We start from the raw sequence: 16,585 nt of genomic DNA, 5'->3' as shown, positions 1-16,585 counted from the left end.
TCTATCCCATTTTCTTTACGAAATACCGATAAGTATTTGAGAAATTAAGGGGATAACCATGACTTCTTTACTGGCGCAGATCGACTCGCTAGGAAGATTTGTAACAAAAAACGTGGAATACACTGTGCGTGTATTCCTGATGGTCTATCTTTCTCTTCGCGCTGCCGTTTTGGATAAAGCGCAAGGCTTTCGACAAATCGTCGGTGTTCTTTCTGCGCAAATTTATTTCACCGGATGGCAGGCGCTGCCATTGATTTCTGTGCTCGCCTTGGGTGTCGGCTCGGTGATGATTTTGCAATCACTGTCCAATCTGACTTTGTTGGGTGGAACGCAAATGATCGGAAGTTTTTTGATCGTGATGATTTTGCGTGAAGCAGGGCCCTTGCTTGTAGCCCTTGTTGTGATCGCGCGTTCAGGAACGGCGGTAGCCTCAGAAATCGGAAACATGCGCGCCAATCGTGAAATTGAAGCTTTAGAAAGCATGGGGATCAACCCTTTAAGCTTTATCGTTTTCCCTCGTGTTGTTGGGGGAGTTTTGAGTGTCTTGGGCTTGGCGTTTTACTTTAATGCGATCGCCTTGATTGGTGGCTTCCTGGTCACGCGATTTTTCCAAGACATGTCGTTGACGTTCTATACGGACTCTTTGATGAAGGCTTTTGCCAAAGAAGACGTTTTGATTTTTTTCCTGAAAAACGGTTTCAGCGGCATGATTATTTTTGTCGTGTCTTGCTATCAAGGTTTGTCTGTGAAGCGGTCACCGCATGAGGTTCCCCAGGTCACAACACAGGCCGTGGTGAACAGTATTATTTTCGTCGTGATTTTTAACTTAATGGTTTCAGCTTTGTTTTATTTAAATCAACTTCGCAGTCTAGGGGTGGTCTAATGAAAATCGAGAGTCTTAAATTTGAAGGCGTGACATTCACACATGAAGGACAAGATCCGATTGTACAAAATGTCGAGTTCGACTTCCCTATGAATGAAATTCTTTGGGTGAAAGCGGAAGAGGGTGCGGGTAAAAGTTCGTTACTGCAAATCTTAGCAGGCTTGCAAATCCCTCAGTCGGGCAAATATCTGATCAACGGTGAAAACGTTTGCGATATGTCGTTTGAAGAGTTTTTGCCATATCGCTTGCAGATTGGGTATTCGTTTGATTATGGCGGCCTTATTAACAATCGCTCTCTATTTGATAATTTAATGTTGCCACTTCTTTATCATAAAGTGATTTCTCCAGAAGAGGCGAAGGCTCGTGTGGAAGGTCTTTTAAAAGAATTTGGTGCCGAAAAGTTCGCGCATGATCGTCCCGCCCATGTGCCAGGGCGCATTCGTAAACTCACTTGTCTTTTGCGTGCCCTCGTGATGCGACCGCAAATTCTTCTTTTAGATGATCCCAGCGTGGGTTTAGGTCAAGACAGCATTTATGCCTTCGTAGACCATGTGCACAGACTTCGTAAAGAAGGTCATTGCAAGCATGTGTTTATCAGTTCTTACGATGAAAAATTTATGAATCTATTTGAGTACCAGATCATTCATTTGGATGAAGGACAGTTGTACTTTCAAGCTGTCGATCCAGAGAAAAGGGTTGTTCATCTATGATGAAGGTCAAGTTTAGTAAGTTTGAGAGGGTAGCCGGTCTTTTCATCGTAGTGGCTATCTTCGGTATTATTCTGACGGCGATCAGTGCGGCGGTCAAACAAGGTTGGTTTGAGCCGAAGGTTCGCTATACGACGACGTTTGAAAACGCCGACGGTCTTCATCAAGGAACTCTGGTGCAGATGTCCGGTCTGCGCGCGGGCGCTGTTGAGTCTGTAGAACTTGAAAGCGACAATCGCATTCGTGTCAGCTTTTATATTTTAGGCAAGTTTCAAGATCGCGTGCGTGAAAATAGCACCGTGCAATTGATTCGTCCTTTTATCATTGGGGAACGGGTTTTGGATTTGTCCGTGGGGCATGATCAGTTTCAGGTTCTACCTGCTCAAAGTGCCGTGAAGTCTTTAGAGACCGTGGATCTTATGACTTTGATGAGTGGTAAGAACATGAACTCGTATTTAAGCAAACTCGGAGGAATTCTAGAAAGCATGCAAGTGATCATGGATGCTTTCGCGGATAAGAGCCGTGCTGAAAGCATGGTTCGCGTGATCGATAGATTAGATCCTTTAATGAAGAACTTAAATACAATGTCGACGGAAGTGATTAAACTTTCTCGTCAAGCCACTCACGATGACGGCGTTCAGAAACTTGTGGGAAATCTTGCGGTGACGACAAAAGAAATCAATCGCATTTTGCCAGAGCTAAACGAAGAAAATCCTCAACTGGCCAAAGACTTAGCGGTCATGACTCAGAATCTGGCGACGGTGACTCGAGCTTTAGGGCCTGCGGTGAAAGCGGTTGAGCCTGAGCTTCCTGGAGCCAGTATTCGTTTGGTAGAAGCTCTGAATGAGACAGTGGTGGTTCTTAAAGCCATGCAGAAGTCGTTCTTTATGCGTGGAAGCGTGCGCGAGGTGCGCGATGAGGAAGCTCACGAGCGTCTTCCTGCCAATATCCGAGAAACTAAGTAGAAATTCTTCGCGTCTCGGATAAATTATCTTTATTACTCTATAGTAATCCCCACATTCGTACGATAAAGCCCTTGCTCTCTTGAGCAGGGGTGAAACATGCGATCCATTGTTCGCTGTCTCTGTATTATACTCCTGAACATTGCGGTACAAAATGCAGAAGCAAAAAATATCAAGGTGGCACTGGGTATGGGGCGTCCTCCATACATCTACTCGGAACAAGGTCAGCTAAAGGGAATTGAAGTTGAAGTGATTGGAGAAGTCTTTCGCCGCTTAGGCTATAAGGCGACCTTCGATACGCTTTCACCATTACGTTTAGAGGCGGAAGCCCGTCATGGGAATTCCTATGATGCCGTTGTGGGAGTGGCTCGTGGTAATGAAAGATCTATCTTTTATTCAGAGCCGTATCTGCATTTTGAAAATTACGTAGTGGCTTTAAAGAAGAAGAACTACAAGATCAAATCCGTTCGTGAGTTAGGTCCACTGAAGGTGGGGACTTGGGTGAACGCGTGGAATGGTCTGGGCAAGTCGTTCAAGGCGCAATTCGGTCCGCAGTTAAATGGCGGGTACTCGCCGAACTATTTTGAGTTCTTGAATCAAGAAGATCAGTGTCTTGCACTCTTTAAAGAAAAGGTGGATGCCATCGTTATCGACAAGTATGTTTTTGCTTGGCTGCGTATGACTTTGGCGGAAAAAGAGGACACCGAGCAAGACGTGGACGTGTTCCGTTTGTTTAACGGAGAGTCGCCGTCTCACGTGGCTTTTCGGGATAAGAGTCTGCATCATCGCTTTAACGAAGAGCTCGCGAAGTTCCGTCAAAGTGGAGAGTATGACCGTGTTCTGAGAAACTATGTCGGGGGAAACTTGGCCTCTTATTTCAAACCCAAGGTCCATCGATACAGATAGCGCTCCGTGGCTTGAATCTGCATTGCGGCGAATTATCATAGGGCCATGCTAGTTGGGCACTTATTTCGCCATTTTATTTTCTCAAAAAGAGCGGGTTCTTTAGTTAAAAGAATTTCCTGGCTTTCTATGATCGGTATTTCGATCAGCGTGACGGCGTTTTTAGTTGTCCTTTTTGTTATGAATGGCATGAATGCCACGATTAAGAAACGCATTCTGGGATTAGAGCCCCATCTGTATGTACAGGCGGCCGGTGTTTCGTCGGCAGCGAGCTTAGAAGCGCATCCCGTTTTTCAGCGCCTGAAAGAGCATCCTGAAAACAAAGCCTATGTCTATGAGACTCAAGACGTGATCATCCGCAGTCAAGATGGTCAGTTTCGCGGCGGCGTGGCTCGAGGAGTGACCCGCGAAAGCCTAGGATACTTTATTGAACAGCTTCAACAGATGGAACGCAATCAGCGCCAAAGTGATTCGCCGGCGTACTTCTGGGATCCTCAAGATGTGCCTGAAGAAGGTGAAATCATCATGGGTGTTGATCTGGCGCAATCCTTGGGTGTTTTTGAAGGGGATTACGTCACTATAGTATCGCCTTCGGGATTGTTGCTTCCTCCAGGGGAGACTCCTAAGTTTGAACGTCTGCGTGTGAAGCGCATCGTAACCACAAGTCTTGCAGATATTGATGCCCAGTACATTTTCTATCAAAGAGGAAAAGCTTTAAATTCATTAGTGAACGAAGGCATGCGCAAGCTGGGAATTGAAGTGTGGTTGCCTGCGGGTGTTTCTGTCGACGCGGTCAAAGACGATCTTTTGAAATTTGAAGATGTCAGTGTTGAGACTTGGATGGATCGCAATTCGGCTTTGTTATATGCTTTGAAATTAGAAAAGCTCACGATCGGAACTTTCTTAGGCCTGGCGGGGATGATTGCGGCAAGTTCTATTTTGACCGTGTTAGCGCTGCTCTTATCTCAGAAAAGAAGAGACATCGCCATCTTAAGAACTATTGGTTTTTCAGCGAAACAAACAGTTCGCACTTTTACGCAATTGGGATTTATTTTAGCTTCGGTAGGTGTATTGACTGGAGTTATCTTAGGAACGGGAATCAGTCTGTATATCGAAGCTAATCCTATTCAGCTTGCGGCATCGCAGATCTACTATGACCCGAGTATTCCGGCTTTGGTGGACTTCACATTGGTCTTCGGGGTTTTAATTGTCAGTGGTTTGATTGCCTGGTTTGGATCTTACATCCCGGCACGAACGGCATCAGAGGTTCAACCCTCTGACGCCTTAAGAATGAAATAACTAAACGCTGACCTGATAGTCGCGAAGAGCATCCGTCAACGACGTCTTTAAGTCTGTACTTGGTTTTCTTTTTCCAATGATAAGAGCGCACGGAACACCATAGGTGCCCGCAGCAAAGTCTTTCATCTGTGTGCCTGGAATCACAACACAGTTTGCAGGGACGCGGCCTTTGTATTCAACAGGTGAAGAACCCGTCACATCGATGATTTTTGTGCTGGCTGTGATTGTCACTCCGGCGCCAAGGACAGCGCCCTCTTCAATCAAGGCTCCTTCAACCACGATACAGCGGCTGCCGATAAAGACGTTGTCTTCAACGATAACCGGAGAAGCTTGAACAGGCTCAAGAACTCCGCCGATGCCGACGCCACCAGAAAGATGCACATTTTTACCGATTTGTGCACAAGAGCCTACCGTCGCCCAAGTATCCACCATAGTGCCTGAACCGACATAAGCACCGATATTCACGTAAGAGGGCATCAAGATCGCGCCTTTTTCGATAAAGCAACCCTTGCGTGCTAAAGCGTGAGGAACGACGCGAACGCCTTCTTCTTCGCTCCACTGTTTTACCGGGATTTTATCGAAGTAAGTAAAATCGCCCGCTTTCATCACATCCATTTTTTGAATGCGGAAATAAAGCAAGATGGCTTTTTTAATCCATTCATGAGTGATCCAGCCGTTAGAAGTTTTTTCGCACACGCGAAGACGGCCGGAGTCCAAACCTTCGATGGTTTCAAAAACAGATTTCAACTCTGTTGTCGTCATCGTATCAACGGTTTTTCCGTTTTGAACATCGGCATAGATTTGTGTTACTTCGTTTTGCATTTCAATCTCCTCTAAATCTTACTGCTCTAAAACTTTCAATGACTCTAAAATCGCGGGAACGTGAATCTCGATGATCTTTTCTGCGGAAAGTCCACGTTCAATTTCATAAGTCAGCGTAGGAAGGTTTCTTTCAAGTCCCGTGTAAGTTCCCAAACATCCCGGAGTTGGATAACCAATGTCATCATCAATCTTGTAACCTGTGTGCTTAGCTAAAACTTCAGCCACTTTGCGACAGTCGCCATTGACATTCAAAACTGGATGCCAAGAGTGAAGCGAAAGAATGAAAACCGGTTTTTTGGCTTCACAATAGGCCATCAAGCCTTTGTTCTCATTTTCACTTCCCGCAAAGGGTCCCGGATGATAGCGCGGCGTTTTTACTTCAGGAGACCAGTCTTTCGTGGGAAGATTTCTGTTCAGATCAACGCCGTTTCCATTCCCGCGCGTCTTGAAGATAACACCTTCCAGATTGAATTGCGGAACGATCGTGACGTTGAGTTGGTAGGGATTGGATTTCATAAAGTGCTTCATCAGCTCTTGAGCCGCGATAACTCCTTCGATCTCGTCACCGTGAACGCCGCCAAGAATAAGCACTTCAGGACCGCCGTTATGGAACTCGTAAGATAGAACCGGCATCCCTTTAGATGTGTAGGTAAAAATAGAAGTTTTCATGACAAACCTTCCTTCCTGGGGCATGATGCTAGCACGAGGTCTTCATGGAATACATCAATAATGAATTATGCCTAGGTCCGTTAAAGAAGCGTCTGTTGCCCTTGTGCGCGAATTACATGCGGCCCATTTATGTCTATGACCTCGATTTTATCTCTCAACGTTTTAATGCTATGGCAAAAGCGCTTTCGGGCGTGCGCCTTTTTTACGCGGTCAAAGCCAATCCTAACCAGCAAGTTTTGCAGCATCTTAAGAAAATCGGTTCAGGCGCAGATGTCGTGTCCTTAGGCGAAATCAAAAGAGCTATGGAAAGTGGATTTTCGGCTCACGACATCGTGTATAGCGGAGTGGGTAAAACGCGTCATGAAATCACCGAGGCTTTGAAGTTAGGTATCCTCCAAATCAACGTCGAAAGTCTGCCCGAGCTTGAGCGTATCGGGGCGATCGCGCGCTCTTTGGGTAAAAAGGCGGCAGTGGCCTTACGTCTGAATCCGGACATTGATATTAAAACTCATCCCTATATTGCTACGGGATTAAAAGACAATAAGTTCGGAATGGAGTTGTCACTGATTCCGGATTTGGTGGCTTGTCTTACGAAATACTCGGATTCTTTAGAACTTGTTGGTTTTAGTTTGCACTTAGGGTCGATGATGATGGAGTTTTCAGGTTACGAAGAAGCTCTTCGAAAACTTAAACCCGTCTTTGTTGAATTGCAAAAGAGATTTCCGACGCTCAAGCGTTTTGATTTTGGCGGGGGCTTAGGGATTTTTTACGATCGCTTGGATCTGGAACTTGAAGAAAGTCTTTTGCGTGATTACGCGAAAATTACGAAAGACATACTAGGTGATTTGAATTGTGAATTGCAGGCGGAGCCGGGCCGATGGTTGCTCGCGCACTGTGGTGCCTTGATAACGGAAGTTCAATACATCAAAAAAACCTCTGCCAAAGACTTCGTGATTGTCGACGCGGGAATGAATCATTTGATTCGTCCGTCTTTGTACGAAGCTCAGCATCTTATTATGCCTTTGAAAAAAACAACGGAAACGATGAAGGCCGATGTCGTAGGACCTATCTGTGAGTCCTCAGACTTTTTTGCTAAGGATATCACTCTAGGTAAAGTTCAAGAGGGTGACTTCGTCGCTATTATGGATTCCGGCGCCTACGGTTATTCGATGGCAAGCCAGTACAATATGCAGGAACTTCCGCTAGAGATTTGTATCTAAAGATCGACGACGCGGAAAGAATGCGGCGTTAACGGTGTTAAAATACGATGGGCTACTTCGGTAAAGTGGGCGGAGTGATCTGTCGTCATAATTTCAATAATGCGCTCTTCTTGAGACGCATTTTTTCCCAAACGGCCGTCTGTAAAATCCCGATCCAACCAGTGAGCAATAGCTTCGCCTGAATCAACCAGCTCTACGGCAGAACCTGTCACGCGGCTGATCGCGCTTTTTAAAATTGGATAATGAGTGCAGCCCAAAATTAAAGTGTCGATAGAGTGACCCAGCAATGGACTGACGTAACGGAAGACAATCAAGTTTGTCACCGGATCAGAATCCCAGCCTTCTTCCGCCAAGGGAACAAATAAAGGACAAGCCTGATCAAAGACTTCAGCTTGCGGATGCAGTTCTAAAATCTTTTTTCGATAGGCTTGGCTATTCACCGTGGCCCGAGTGCCTAGGACGCCAATTTTTTTGGCCGTGGATTTTTCAAGAGCGCGCTGTGAACCAGGTTCGATCACATTGTAGATGGGAAGGCCGTCGAATTCTTTTTCTGTCAACTGACTGGAAGCCGTGTTGCAGGCGATAACGATGGCCTTCACGCGTTGCTTTTCAAGAAAGTGAATATTCTGTTCAGAGTATTTACGAATCGTTGAAGGAGACTTCGAGCCATAGGGAAGTCGCGCAGTGTCCCCCAAGTAAAGAAAGTTTTCTTGAGGGAATCTTACTGCGAGTTCTCTTAAAACGGTGAGACCACCGATTCCAGAGTCAAATACACCTATGGGTCTTGTATCCGAAGAAAGCATCCTTAATTTTTTACACCGTGAGCCCGTGATTCCGCAATACCATTCGCTGACATTTCAATAAAGAGAGCTTTCTCACGTAATTCAGCAATAGTAGTCGCATTCACATAGCTCATTCCGGAACGAATTCCGCCCGCGACCTCAAGGATAACGTCTTTAACGTGTCCTTTGACATTCACTTGCGTGGATTCACCTTCAGGAGCCATACCGGTAGGAACGCCACCTCTCCAAGAGTCCTGAGCCGCACGAGAAGCCATACCACGGTATTGCTTCTTACCGTTTTTGATCTCTCCCGGAGTTTCAATAGTTCCTGAAAGCATACTTCCTAACATCACAGAGCTTGCGCCCGCAGCGAAGGCTTTCACCATATCACCGGAAGTACGAATGCCGCCGTCAGCGATCACAGGTACACCGTAGCTGTCAGCGATTTCCGCGCAAAGAGCGATGGCCGTTAATTGAGGGACACCGCAACCCGTGATAATACGAGTCGTACACATCGAGCCTGGGCCGATACCTACTTTGATAGCATCCGCACCTGATTCGATCAGATCGCGTGCCGCATCTGGCGTCGCCATATTCCCCGCGATGATTTCAACTTGAGGATAGTGATCTTTCAACCACTTCATGGTTTCCATCATTTGCACGGAGTGACCATGAGCAATGTCGATCGTGATGATATTCACGCCGACGTCGATCAAAGCTTTCGCGCGTGTTTTAAATTCCTCACCGACGCCAACGCTGGCAGAAACGTTTTTCACACCGGCTTCTTTTAGGCGACGGGCTTGCGAAGCTTGTTCTTCTGTAGAGATAAAGCGGTGAAGAATACCCAAGCCACCTAATTCGTTCATTGCAAAAGCCATTTCGTATTCAGTCACCATATCCATATTGGCGCTGATGATCGGCATATCGATAGAAACTTTTTTAGTCAGTTTTGTAGTAAGGTGCGGATCGCGACGAGAGCGGATGTCTGAGCGCGCTGGCATAATAAGCACGTCATCAAAAGTTAAACCTTTGCCGCGATTTTTAATGTCTTTCCAGTTAAACATGAGCGTCATGTTTTCTTACCTCACTTCTAAAAATATTAAAAAGGATCTGAGTTGATAAAATTAGTAAATAAGTATCCAAAGCCGAAAGTAGCAGACTTGCCATCGGTGTCTTCCAGATCAAGCGATAGGCATCAAAAAGAGCTGAAAGCGTGACCGGCACAAAGAGGTGAAAGAACACAAAAACCGCAAGAATTTTGAACCAGTTTTTGCGCACAATTTGAGCAGATCTTTTTAGCGCATCTTCTTTGCCTTCTTCATAGGACTTTGAAGAAGTCACGACCAGGGGAACCAGGCTGTATTCGATGTATTTCCAAATTCCTGGCAGAATCAGCAGTAAAGACCATAAAAGTGTTTTACCCCAAGAGCGAAGTGTTTCGATGAAAACCTGATTGAGATTTTTCTCCATGAATTCACCCAGGGTTTGAGTCCAACCTGTGAGGGTGTTTAAAGCATAAAGTGCCACCGTAATAAGCAAAACAGGGAAGACCACGCTGCTGATAATGGATAAAAATCCTAACCAGTAAACTTGTTGCTGGGCTCCGTTGGGGTCTCTAAGGGCATTTTCGATATGAAGATTCAGGTACTGGTCAATGTTGCTCGACAGAACGACCAGAGCGAAAATAGGTAAGCAGACTTTTTTAAAAACCTGAAGGTTTTCGGCAAAAAAATTCACTTAAGTATTTAGATCGCGATTCAAAAGGGGAGTCAAGCGGACTCTTGCTAAGAAACACCGGGGAGAAGCCGGGTTCTATGGGGCATAATTTATAAAAGGAGGCTTTTATGGGTCTTCGCGTGATGATCACGGGTCCCACTGGCACTCTGGGCCAAGAACTTGTGCGGAAATTTAAACGGGCAGGGCTTCCCTTCGTCGCGGCGTCGCGCTCTTTAGAGCGTCTTCCTGAAGGCGTTCGGGGTTTACAGCTCGATTATGGAAACAGCCTCATTTTAGAGCAGGCTTTCAGAGACGTCGACGTGCTTTTCTTTCTGCAACCGCTCATGCCCGGAATGCGTGATGAGGCTCTGCGTGTGATCAAGGCTGCTCGAGCCTCGGGGGTTGAGTTTATTTTAAAAGTTTCTGAAATGGGCGCCTCAAAGGACTCTCCTTATCTGTATCAACGTCTTCATGGCGAGATCGATGATATGCTAGTGCATAGTGGAATTCCCTATGCGCTTTTAAAACCGTCTTCCTATATGCAAAATTTTATTCATGGGTATGGAGACGCCCTTTTGCAAGGGACTTTGTTTTTACCGGAAGGCGAAGGCAGAACAGCTTATGTCGATGCCCGAGATGTGGCAGACGTTGCCCTAGAGATTCTAAAAAGACCCTGGAGTTATGAAAAGCGCCATCTTGATATCACCGGGGAAAGAGCCTTATCAAATGCGGAAGCTCTTGTTCTGATATCAAACCAAATTCATCGTCGCATCTCTTATGTACCCATCACGGAAGAAGCCGCGATAAAAACGTGGCAAAGAGCCGGGATGAATGATTTTCAAATGGAAGTACGACTCAGCCTTCATCGCGCTATTCGTGAAGGTCGCACGGATCACGTGTCCATGAGTTATCAAGAGATCACGGGACGCCCTCCTTTATCCTTTGAACAATTTTGCCGAGAGATGAAGTCCTTCTGGATTCCTCGTCGCGAGGGCCTAGAACTGTGGCCCTAAAGAAATTTAAGCAGGCACAACCTCCTGACAGCACGAATCTTAAAACCTTAGCCGCGGCCGCTGCGACTTGCACCGGATGTGATCTTTATAAAAATGCGACGCAAACAGTTTTCGGAAAAGGAAAAAAGAAGGCGCGCATTCTTTTAGTGGGGGAGCAGCCGGGCGACAAAGAGGATTTGGCGGGTCTTCCCTTCGTCGGACCCGCCGGAGAATTACTGAAATATTGCATTGAGCAAGCCGGACTTACTATGGATGAGATCTATCTGACCAACGCGGTAAAACATTTTAAGTGGCGCCCTGCGGGGAAAGTTCGTCTTCATCAAAAGCCGTCCATGGGGCAAATCAAAGCCTGTCGCCCTTGGCTGGAAAAAGAAGTGGAGTCAGTGAGGCCCAAGGTGATTGTCGCTTTAGGTGCTACGGCCGCGACCAGTGTTTTACAGCGAGTGCCACGCATTGGAAGTGAGCGAGGAAAAGCCATAAAAGATATCGAGCTTGCAGACTATATCATTCTTTCCTGGCATCCCTCGGCCATCTTGCGCAGTATTGATCGAGAGGATGCGGAGGTGAAGCGAGCTGATCTAGTGAGTGATCTCAAGCTCGCCAAAAAACTTTTAAGTAAGTGATGCCTTTTTTACTTCCAAATACTCTTCATAAGAAATGTGGTTGTCGTAAGTCACTTTCCCATCAAGTTCAATAACCCTGTTAGCCACGGTCTGAATCAGCTCATGGTCATGTGAAGTGAAGATCACAGTGCCCTTAAAGCGTTTGAGCCCTTCATTCACAGCCGTGATGCTTTCTAGATCCAAGTGATTCGTTGGTCCGTCTAAAATTAAAATATTTGAACCGGATAACATCATCTTCGAAAACATACAGCGCACTTTTTCTCCACCGGAAAGAACCTGAGGTTTCTTTAAAGCATCGGTGCCGCTGAAAAGCATTTTTCCTAAGAAGCCACGCAAGAAGGTTTCGTCTTTGTCTTCGGAATATTGACGAAGCCAGTCTACCAGGGAGTCTTCAGATCCTTGGAAGTATTTCGAGTTGTCCGTCGGGAAATAGCTGCGAGCTGTTGTAATACCCCAAGCAAAACTACCCGAATCGGCTTGCAGTTCACCCGCAATGATTTCTAGTAGCAACGTTTTCGCCAAATCGTTTTTACCTAGAAGAACGACCTTGTCGCCTTTCTTCAAAGTGAAGCTCACGTCCTTAAGAAGAGTTTCACCTTCCCAAGTTTTAGTGATGCGATCCACAGTTAGTACGTCATTACCCAATTCTCGTTTGATATCAAAACCAATGAAAGGTTGCTTACGAGATGAAGCCGGAAGTTCATTGAACTCCAGTTTTTCTAACTGCTTTTGACGAGAAGAAGCCTGGCGTGATTTAGAGGCGTTGGCACTAAATCGTGCGATAAAGGCTTTAAGTTCATCCGCCTTATCCGCACTCTTTTTGTTTTGATCCGCTAAAAGTTTTTGACTGAGTTCGCTGGCCTGGCGCCAGAAATCGTAGTTGCCCGTGTAAGTCGTGACTTTTCCGAAATCGATATCCGCAATATGAGTGCAAACTTTGTTTAAGAAGTGACGATCATGCGAGATCACGATGACGGTGTTTTCAAAGTTTAAAAGAAAATCTTCAAGCCATTGAATCGCATAGATATCCAAGTGATTCGTGGGCTCATCCAGAAGCAGAATATCGGGTTGGCCGAAAAGAGCTTGGGCTAAAAGCACTTTTACTTTTTCTCCACCGTTGAGCTCTTTCATGAGTTTGCCGTGATACTCATCAGTGATGCCTAATCCTGCAAGCATAACTCCGGCTTCGGATTCAGCTTCCCAGCCGTTTAATTCTGCGAACTCTGTCTCAAGTTCAGAGGCTCTGACGCCGTCGGCTTCTGAAAAATCAGGATTGGCGTAAAGAGCGTCTTTTTCTTCCATGATTTTGTAAAGGCGTTCGTTCCCCATCAGGACTGTTTTTAAAACAGGGAATTCATCGTAAGCGTAGTGATCTTGTTTTAGAATCGAAAGACGCAGATCCGGAGCGATGTGGACTTCGCCGGTGTTGGGCTCGACTTCTTTTGAGAGAACTTTTAGAAATGTCGACTTACCGGCACCGTTAGCGCCGATAAGGCCGTAACAGTTGCCGGGAGTAAATTTCACATTCACATCTTCAAAAAGTTTTTTGCCACCAAAGCGGAGGCTGACGTTGCTAGTACTGATCATTTCGCGGGTCCTTTGAGGACTCTTTTTTACGTTTTTCCGTACGAAATCGCAACCCTTTCAAGACCCTTGGGCAAAATATCCAGTTAGAATTGCCAGGTTAATGTGAGGCCTAACGTGGGTGAAAGGCCTGATTCGTTCACATTGTCCTCTAGATCACCTTCAGCGGCGCTGATGACAGCATGGCCCGGATAGATAGAATCAAACTCAGGAACGCCCGTGCTAATTGAAATCTTTGAACCCATAACTTTCACGGCCCCCATGCTGGCCTTCACGTAAAGATGATCCCCTAGAAGCCAGGTATAGCCCGCGTGAAGTCCGAGGATCATTAATTCGCTGTCCATGTGGACTGAAGGGTCTCGGCCTAAGGCAATAAGGAGGTCTTTTAATAGGGTGTAGTCGTCTCCCGTGGCAGCATGAAGAACTTCGTCAATGTCGGCAGAGCCTTCGGCATTTAACTGCGCTGCTGTCATTCCGATATGCCAGCCCACATCGCCTTGGATGTTGTACTGAAGGGCCGCGCGAAGCACGCGATTGTTTTTAAAGGCTGCATTGATGACCCGGCGTTGAGCATCGTCATTCGAAATAATGTCGGCGATGGTGTTGTAGTAAACAACGGGAACGTTTCCGTAGGCGACACTGAATTCCAGGTATTCATAGACTTTCAAATTAAGGCCCGCGCCAACAAAGGTGGGGGAGACAGTTATAATTTCCGGGGACAGATGAATATCACTTTGAGCTTTGGCCAACGGGGAGCCCAGCAGAAATAGGACGAGTAGGGAATATTTAACAATGAACTTTTTCACGAGCTCCCTCTTTGTTGAGTGAATATCATCACCCTAGGAGCCCGTGAAAAAAAACGCATTAAAAAGAAAGGTGGAGCTGAAGAGAAACAGCTCTTTAAACACTCTTTTGTCGATACTGGATAAACTTAGGTCGAAGTGCTGAAAACTTTCTTTCTTGAAGATTCTGGACCCAATTGGCGACATCCCGTGGATCCAACATCGCGACCATGATCACGATCATCGCCCACTCAAAGACCGGAATGCTCATTGTGTATTCGATGCCAAGATGTAAACCGACACCCGCCAATAAAACCCAATAACGTGTCTCTTTGAACCAAACCAAGGTGCCTAAAGCAAATTCAACGATAAGTGTGGACCAGGTGAGGAATTTAATGAAAGTCATATCATTCAGCAAGGGGAGCGGGAAGCGAACGAAGTCATCAATGCGAGTTGCGATATAAATGGCAGTTCCATCGATCCATTTATCGCCTTTAATTTTAAAAAGAACAGTGGCGATATAGATAGTACAAAATTGAAGCTGAATCAGCCGAAGAGCCCAAGGACTTTTTTCTAAGGGGACAAGGGGGGCTTCGCCATTCCATTTTTTTCTTAACCAGTCGACAGACCACACGTCACCCGAAGGAGTAAAAAAGAGGAAGAAAAGAAAAATTCTTAGAACCGAGTCGGCACTATTTAAGATAAAGCCATTGCGGTGGTGGAACGAGACTAATGTCACGAAGGCAATGGCGATCGCTGTTCTGGTAAATGTTCCTGTTAAGACGGCGACAGACGCAATCAAGTTGATAATCGCTAAGGTGAATGTATTTTTATCTGTGTTAGGAATGTAGTCAAAAAGAGAAAACCGAAATGGATTTCCATACTGCTGTGCTGTTTGCAGTGAAATAATTCCGTTGGGTCCATAAAGAACATCAATATCCGTGATGAGCATCAGCCAATTAAAGAGCAACAAAAGTCCCATGCCCATGCGAAGAAGGGCCACGGTGTGAACAGGCTGGGGAGCGAAAATAAAATCATAAATATTATTGAGCAGCGTTTTTAGCTTCATAACGGACCTTCTCTGTTGTGGGCTTGTAAACAAAAACTGATTCCTTCAGAAATTCTGTGGACATTTTACCGTGAGGGATAAATGGAGCTTCATTGGGCAAAAGAACTTTGTTTGAGAATCTGCTGAACGTGATTTCCGAGACAACGCGCCCTTGTCCTTTGGACTCGATTGTAGCAATTTCACGCAAGACGTATTTTGAAATGTCGAACCACACCAGTTCGTTTTCGTTCGGAAGTAAAGTTTCTTGGCCTACGATTCTGTAACGGTCAGCCGTTAAAATTTTTCTGGCACCATTTACAATCGTCGGTCGAGGCATCTTCCACACCGTTGTTGAACCGTCGGTGAACTTTATATCTGCTTCAACATAAGCATTTGTATTCATCGGATTCGGTGCAAACATACTCCACGGTTGATAGAGCATTCCGAAAGCTTGATATCTCTCTATTGTCTGAATGAACTTTGTGCCTAAAGCACTTCGGTCTGGAAGGCCGTCGGCGACCATGATTCCGACATTCATAAAAAAGAATGTCAGGACGAGAGCTTTAATAAAAACATCCCACACGATTTTGATTTTTTTGATTTCAAATTGTTTCATGGTCGTTCGTGTATCATGCCGAAAATCAGAATGTCCGGTTACAAACAGAAAGAAAAAATATCTGGTTCGCAACGATGTGGCTGGGTTGGAAAACTTTTTTGTGACCAACTTATCTACAACTCCCATGTGTTTACAAAGGTTGAAAAACAATAAGGTGTCAAAAATAATAAGGCGCGCGAAATTGCCTGAAAATTTTTTGGGACGACCAAAAACAAAAAAGGAGAATGTATGATTCATAGTTCGAAAACTACATTCCTTTTAGCAGGGTTTACGTTAGTGGCGAATCTCGCAGTTGCGAACACGCCGACGAATGCGTCTGTGAATAAGGAATCAAATTCTAAGAAGCCATCGGCTTCAGCATATATCGGTGGGCAAGGTGGATTTGTCAGTTATGACTCGAAAATTGCGGTGACTGTCTCTACTAGAGGCAACAACGGTAATAATGGCAATTTCAACGGCAACAACGGAAATTCTGCCTCTTTCGGTAATAACGGAAATAATGGCAATAATGGCAATAATGGCAATAATGGTAACAATGGTAATAATTCAAACAACGGCAATAACGGAAACTCTGGTAGTTTTGGGTCGCTCGGTTCTCTTGGTTCGTTAGGTTCTAATGGTAACAATGGAAACAACGGAAATAATGGGAACAATGCCAATAACGGCAATAATGGTAACAATGTAAATAATGGCAACAATGGTAACAATGGCAATCATGGTACCTTTGGGTCACTCGGTATTCTTGGTTCTAATGGGAACAATGGGAATAACGGAAATAATGGGAACAATGGAAATAATGTAAACAACGGTAATAACGGTAACAACGGAAACCATGGCCAGTACGGAAACAATGGCAACAATGGTAATAACGGAAATAACGGCAACAATGTAAACAACGGCAATAACGGCAATAACGGAAACCGCGGTCAATACGGTAACAACGGCAACAACGGCAA

The 16,585-nt window shown here is 45.4% G+C and carries 17 protein-coding genes and 1 pseudogene; 9 read left to right on the top strand and 9 right to left on the bottom strand.

The genetic code is table 11. The features are described 5' to 3' along the window. Positions 1–58: 58 nt before the first annotated feature. The 5 genes from AZI85_RS05875 (at position 59) to AZI85_RS05855 (ending at position 4,754) form a co-directional block, all read left to right on the top strand. The gene (locus AZI85_RS05875; protein ID WP_081110926.1) at positions 59–883 is read left to right on the top strand and encodes an MlaE family ABC transporter permease; all 825 of its coding nucleotides are present in this window, start codon (positions 59–61) and stop codon (positions 881–883) included. Next, the gene (locus AZI85_RS05870) at positions 883–1,593 is read left to right on the top strand and encodes a cell division ATP-binding protein FtsE (RefSeq protein ID WP_063243208.1); all 711 of its coding nucleotides are present in this window, start codon (positions 883–885) and stop codon (positions 1,591–1,593) included. Before AZI85_RS05875 ends, AZI85_RS05870 begins: the two co-directional genes overlap by 1 nt. Beyond that, on the top strand, positions 1,590–2,555 hold the full coding sequence (locus AZI85_RS05865) for an MlaD family protein (RefSeq protein ID WP_063243207.1): 966 nt from the start codon (positions 1,590–1,592) through the stop codon (positions 2,553–2,555). The genes AZI85_RS05870 and AZI85_RS05865 overlap by 4 nt, the downstream gene beginning before the upstream one ends. Positions 2,556–2,651: 96 nt before the next feature. After that, positions 2,652–3,458 (top strand): substrate-binding periplasmic protein, encoded by an 807-nt coding sequence (locus AZI85_RS05860; protein WP_081110925.1) that lies wholly within the window; start codon positions 2,652–2,654, stop codon positions 3,456–3,458. Positions 3,459–3,584: 126 nt separating this feature from the next. Next, complete coding sequence (locus AZI85_RS05855; protein ID WP_253720865.1) at positions 3,585–4,754, top strand: FtsX-like permease family protein; 1,170 nt, start codon at positions 3,585–3,587, stop codon at positions 4,752–4,754. Here the strand turns inward: AZI85_RS05855 and AZI85_RS05850 are convergent, their stop codons facing one another. After that, the gene (locus tag AZI85_RS05850; protein ID WP_063243204.1) at positions 4,755–5,576 is read right to left on the bottom strand and encodes a 2,3,4,5-tetrahydropyridine-2,6-dicarboxylate N-succinyltransferase; all 822 of its coding nucleotides are present in this window, start codon (positions 5,574–5,576) and stop codon (positions 4,755–4,757) included. 18 nt (positions 5,577–5,594) lie between these two features. After that, complete coding sequence (locus AZI85_RS05845) at positions 5,595–6,245, bottom strand: M14 family zinc carboxypeptidase (protein WP_063243203.1); 651 nt, start codon at positions 6,243–6,245, stop codon at positions 5,595–5,597. Between the two features lie 44 nt (positions 6,246–6,289). Between AZI85_RS05845 and lysA the strand changes: the two genes are divergently transcribed. Then, a complete protein-coding gene (gene lysA, locus AZI85_RS05840) occupies positions 6,290–7,465 on the top strand; it encodes a diaminopimelate decarboxylase (protein ID WP_063243202.1) in 1,176 nt (391 codons plus the stop codon). Here the strand turns inward: lysA and murI are convergent. From murI to AZI85_RS05825, 3 genes are read right to left on the bottom strand one after another with little or no spacing between them, the layout of a single operon-like run. After that, entirely contained in the window at positions 7,462–8,268 is an 807-nt protein-coding gene (gene murI, locus AZI85_RS05835) for a glutamate racemase (protein WP_063243201.1), read from the bottom strand. The genes lysA and murI overlap by 4 nt on opposite strands. 2 nt (positions 8,269–8,270) lie before the next feature. After that, the gene (locus tag AZI85_RS05830) at positions 8,271–9,320 is read right to left on the bottom strand and encodes a guanosine monophosphate reductase (protein ID WP_253720864.1); all 1,050 of its coding nucleotides are present in this window, start codon (positions 9,318–9,320) and stop codon (positions 8,271–8,273) included. Beyond that, the gene (locus AZI85_RS05825; protein WP_063243199.1) at positions 9,304–9,984 is read right to left on the bottom strand and encodes a hypothetical protein; all 681 of its coding nucleotides are present in this window, start codon (positions 9,982–9,984) and stop codon (positions 9,304–9,306) included. Before AZI85_RS05825 ends, AZI85_RS05830 begins: the two co-directional genes overlap by 17 nt. 107 nt (positions 9,985–10,091) lie before the next feature. On the opposite strand from AZI85_RS05825, the gene AZI85_RS05820 reads away from it, so the two are divergent. Together AZI85_RS05820 and AZI85_RS05815 are read left to right on the top strand one after the other, a co-directional pair. Further along, positions 10,092–10,976 (top strand): SDR family oxidoreductase, encoded by an 885-nt coding sequence (locus AZI85_RS05820; protein ID WP_063243198.1) that lies wholly within the window; start codon positions 10,092–10,094, stop codon positions 10,974–10,976. Further along, positions 10,967–11,599 (top strand): UdgX family uracil-DNA binding protein, encoded by a 633-nt coding sequence (locus AZI85_RS05815; RefSeq protein WP_063243197.1) that lies wholly within the window; start codon positions 10,967–10,969, stop codon positions 11,597–11,599. The genes AZI85_RS05820 and AZI85_RS05815 overlap by 10 nt, the downstream gene beginning before the upstream one ends. On the opposite strand, the gene AZI85_RS05810 is transcribed toward AZI85_RS05815, so the two are convergent. The 4 genes from AZI85_RS05810 to AZI85_RS05795 form a co-directional block, all read right to left on the bottom strand. Next, positions 11,588–13,186, bottom strand: a complete 1,599-nt coding sequence (locus tag AZI85_RS05810) for an ABC-F family ATP-binding cassette domain-containing protein (protein WP_063243196.1) — start codon at positions 13,184–13,186, stop codon at positions 11,588–11,590. The two genes, AZI85_RS05815 and AZI85_RS05810, sit on opposite strands and share 12 nt — an antisense overlap. A gap of 83 nt (positions 13,187–13,269) precedes the next feature. Beyond that, the gene (locus tag AZI85_RS05805; RefSeq protein WP_063243195.1) at positions 13,270–13,989 is read right to left on the bottom strand and encodes a hypothetical protein; all 720 of its coding nucleotides are present in this window, start codon (positions 13,987–13,989) and stop codon (positions 13,270–13,272) included. A 94-nt stretch (positions 13,990–14,083) separates the two neighbouring features. After that, on the bottom strand, positions 14,084–15,034 hold the full coding sequence (locus AZI85_RS05800; protein WP_063243194.1) for an HTTM domain-containing protein: 951 nt from the start codon (positions 15,032–15,034) through the stop codon (positions 14,084–14,086). Continuing rightward, positions 15,009–15,629, bottom strand: a complete 621-nt coding sequence (locus AZI85_RS05795; RefSeq protein WP_063243231.1) for a hypothetical protein — start codon at positions 15,627–15,629, stop codon at positions 15,009–15,011. The genes AZI85_RS05800 and AZI85_RS05795 overlap by 26 nt, the downstream gene beginning before the upstream one ends. 228 nt (positions 15,630–15,857) lie before the next feature. Between AZI85_RS05795 and AZI85_RS17785 the strand changes: the two are divergent. Beyond that, a pseudogene (locus AZI85_RS17785) lies at positions 15,858–16,585 on the top strand (hypothetical protein); the annotation flags it as partial.

The organism is Bdellovibrio bacteriovorus (assembly GCF_001592755.1).
GTDB lineage: Bacteria > Bdellovibrionota > Bdellovibrionia > Bdellovibrionales > Bdellovibrionaceae > Bdellovibrio > Bdellovibrio bacteriovorus_E.
Note: the sequence above shows the minus strand (reverse complement) of the source record. Positions and strands in the feature narration are given on the sequence as shown.

Coding starts and splice junctions, on each gene's coding strand:
- AZI85_RS05810 (WP_063243196.1), bottom strand. CDS start 13,186: ATGATCAGTACTAGCAACGTCAGCCTCCGCTTTGGTGGCAAAAAACTT.
- AZI85_RS05865 (WP_063243207.1), top strand. CDS start 1,590: ATGATGAAGGTCAAGTTTAGTAAGTTTGAGAGGGTAGCCGGTCTTTTC.
- AZI85_RS05800 (WP_063243194.1), bottom strand. CDS start 15,034: ATGAAGCTAAAAACGCTGCTCAATAATATTTATGATTTTATTTTCGCT.
- AZI85_RS05850 (WP_063243204.1), bottom strand. CDS start 5,576: ATGCAAAACGAAGTAACACAAATCTATGCCGATGTTCAAAACGGAAAA.
- lysA (WP_063243202.1), top strand. CDS start 6,290: ATGGAATACATCAATAATGAATTATGCCTAGGTCCGTTAAAGAAGCGT.
- AZI85_RS05820 (WP_063243198.1), top strand. CDS start 10,092: ATGGGTCTTCGCGTGATGATCACGGGTCCCACTGGCACTCTGGGCCAA.
- AZI85_RS05855 (WP_253720865.1), top strand. CDS start 3,585: ATGATCGGTATTTCGATCAGCGTGACGGCGTTTTTAGTTGTCCTTTTT.
- AZI85_RS05870 (WP_063243208.1), top strand. CDS start 883: ATGAAAATCGAGAGTCTTAAATTTGAAGGCGTGACATTCACACATGAA.
- AZI85_RS05875 (WP_081110926.1), top strand. CDS start 59: ATGACTTCTTTACTGGCGCAGATCGACTCGCTAGGAAGATTTGTAACA.
- murI (WP_063243201.1), bottom strand. CDS start 8,268: ATGCTTTCTTCGGATACAAGACCCATAGGTGTATTTGACTCTGGAATC.
- AZI85_RS05845 (WP_063243203.1), bottom strand. CDS start 6,245: ATGAAAACTTCTATTTTTACCTACACATCTAAAGGGATGCCGGTTCTA.
- AZI85_RS05860 (WP_081110925.1), top strand. CDS start 2,652: ATGCGATCCATTGTTCGCTGTCTCTGTATTATACTCCTGAACATTGCG.
- AZI85_RS05795 (WP_063243231.1), bottom strand. CDS start 15,629: ATGAAACAATTTGAAATCAAAAAAATCAAAATCGTGTGGGATGTTTTT.
- AZI85_RS05830 (WP_253720864.1), bottom strand. CDS start 9,320: ATGACGCTCATGTTTAACTGGAAAGACATTAAAAATCGCGGCAAAGGT.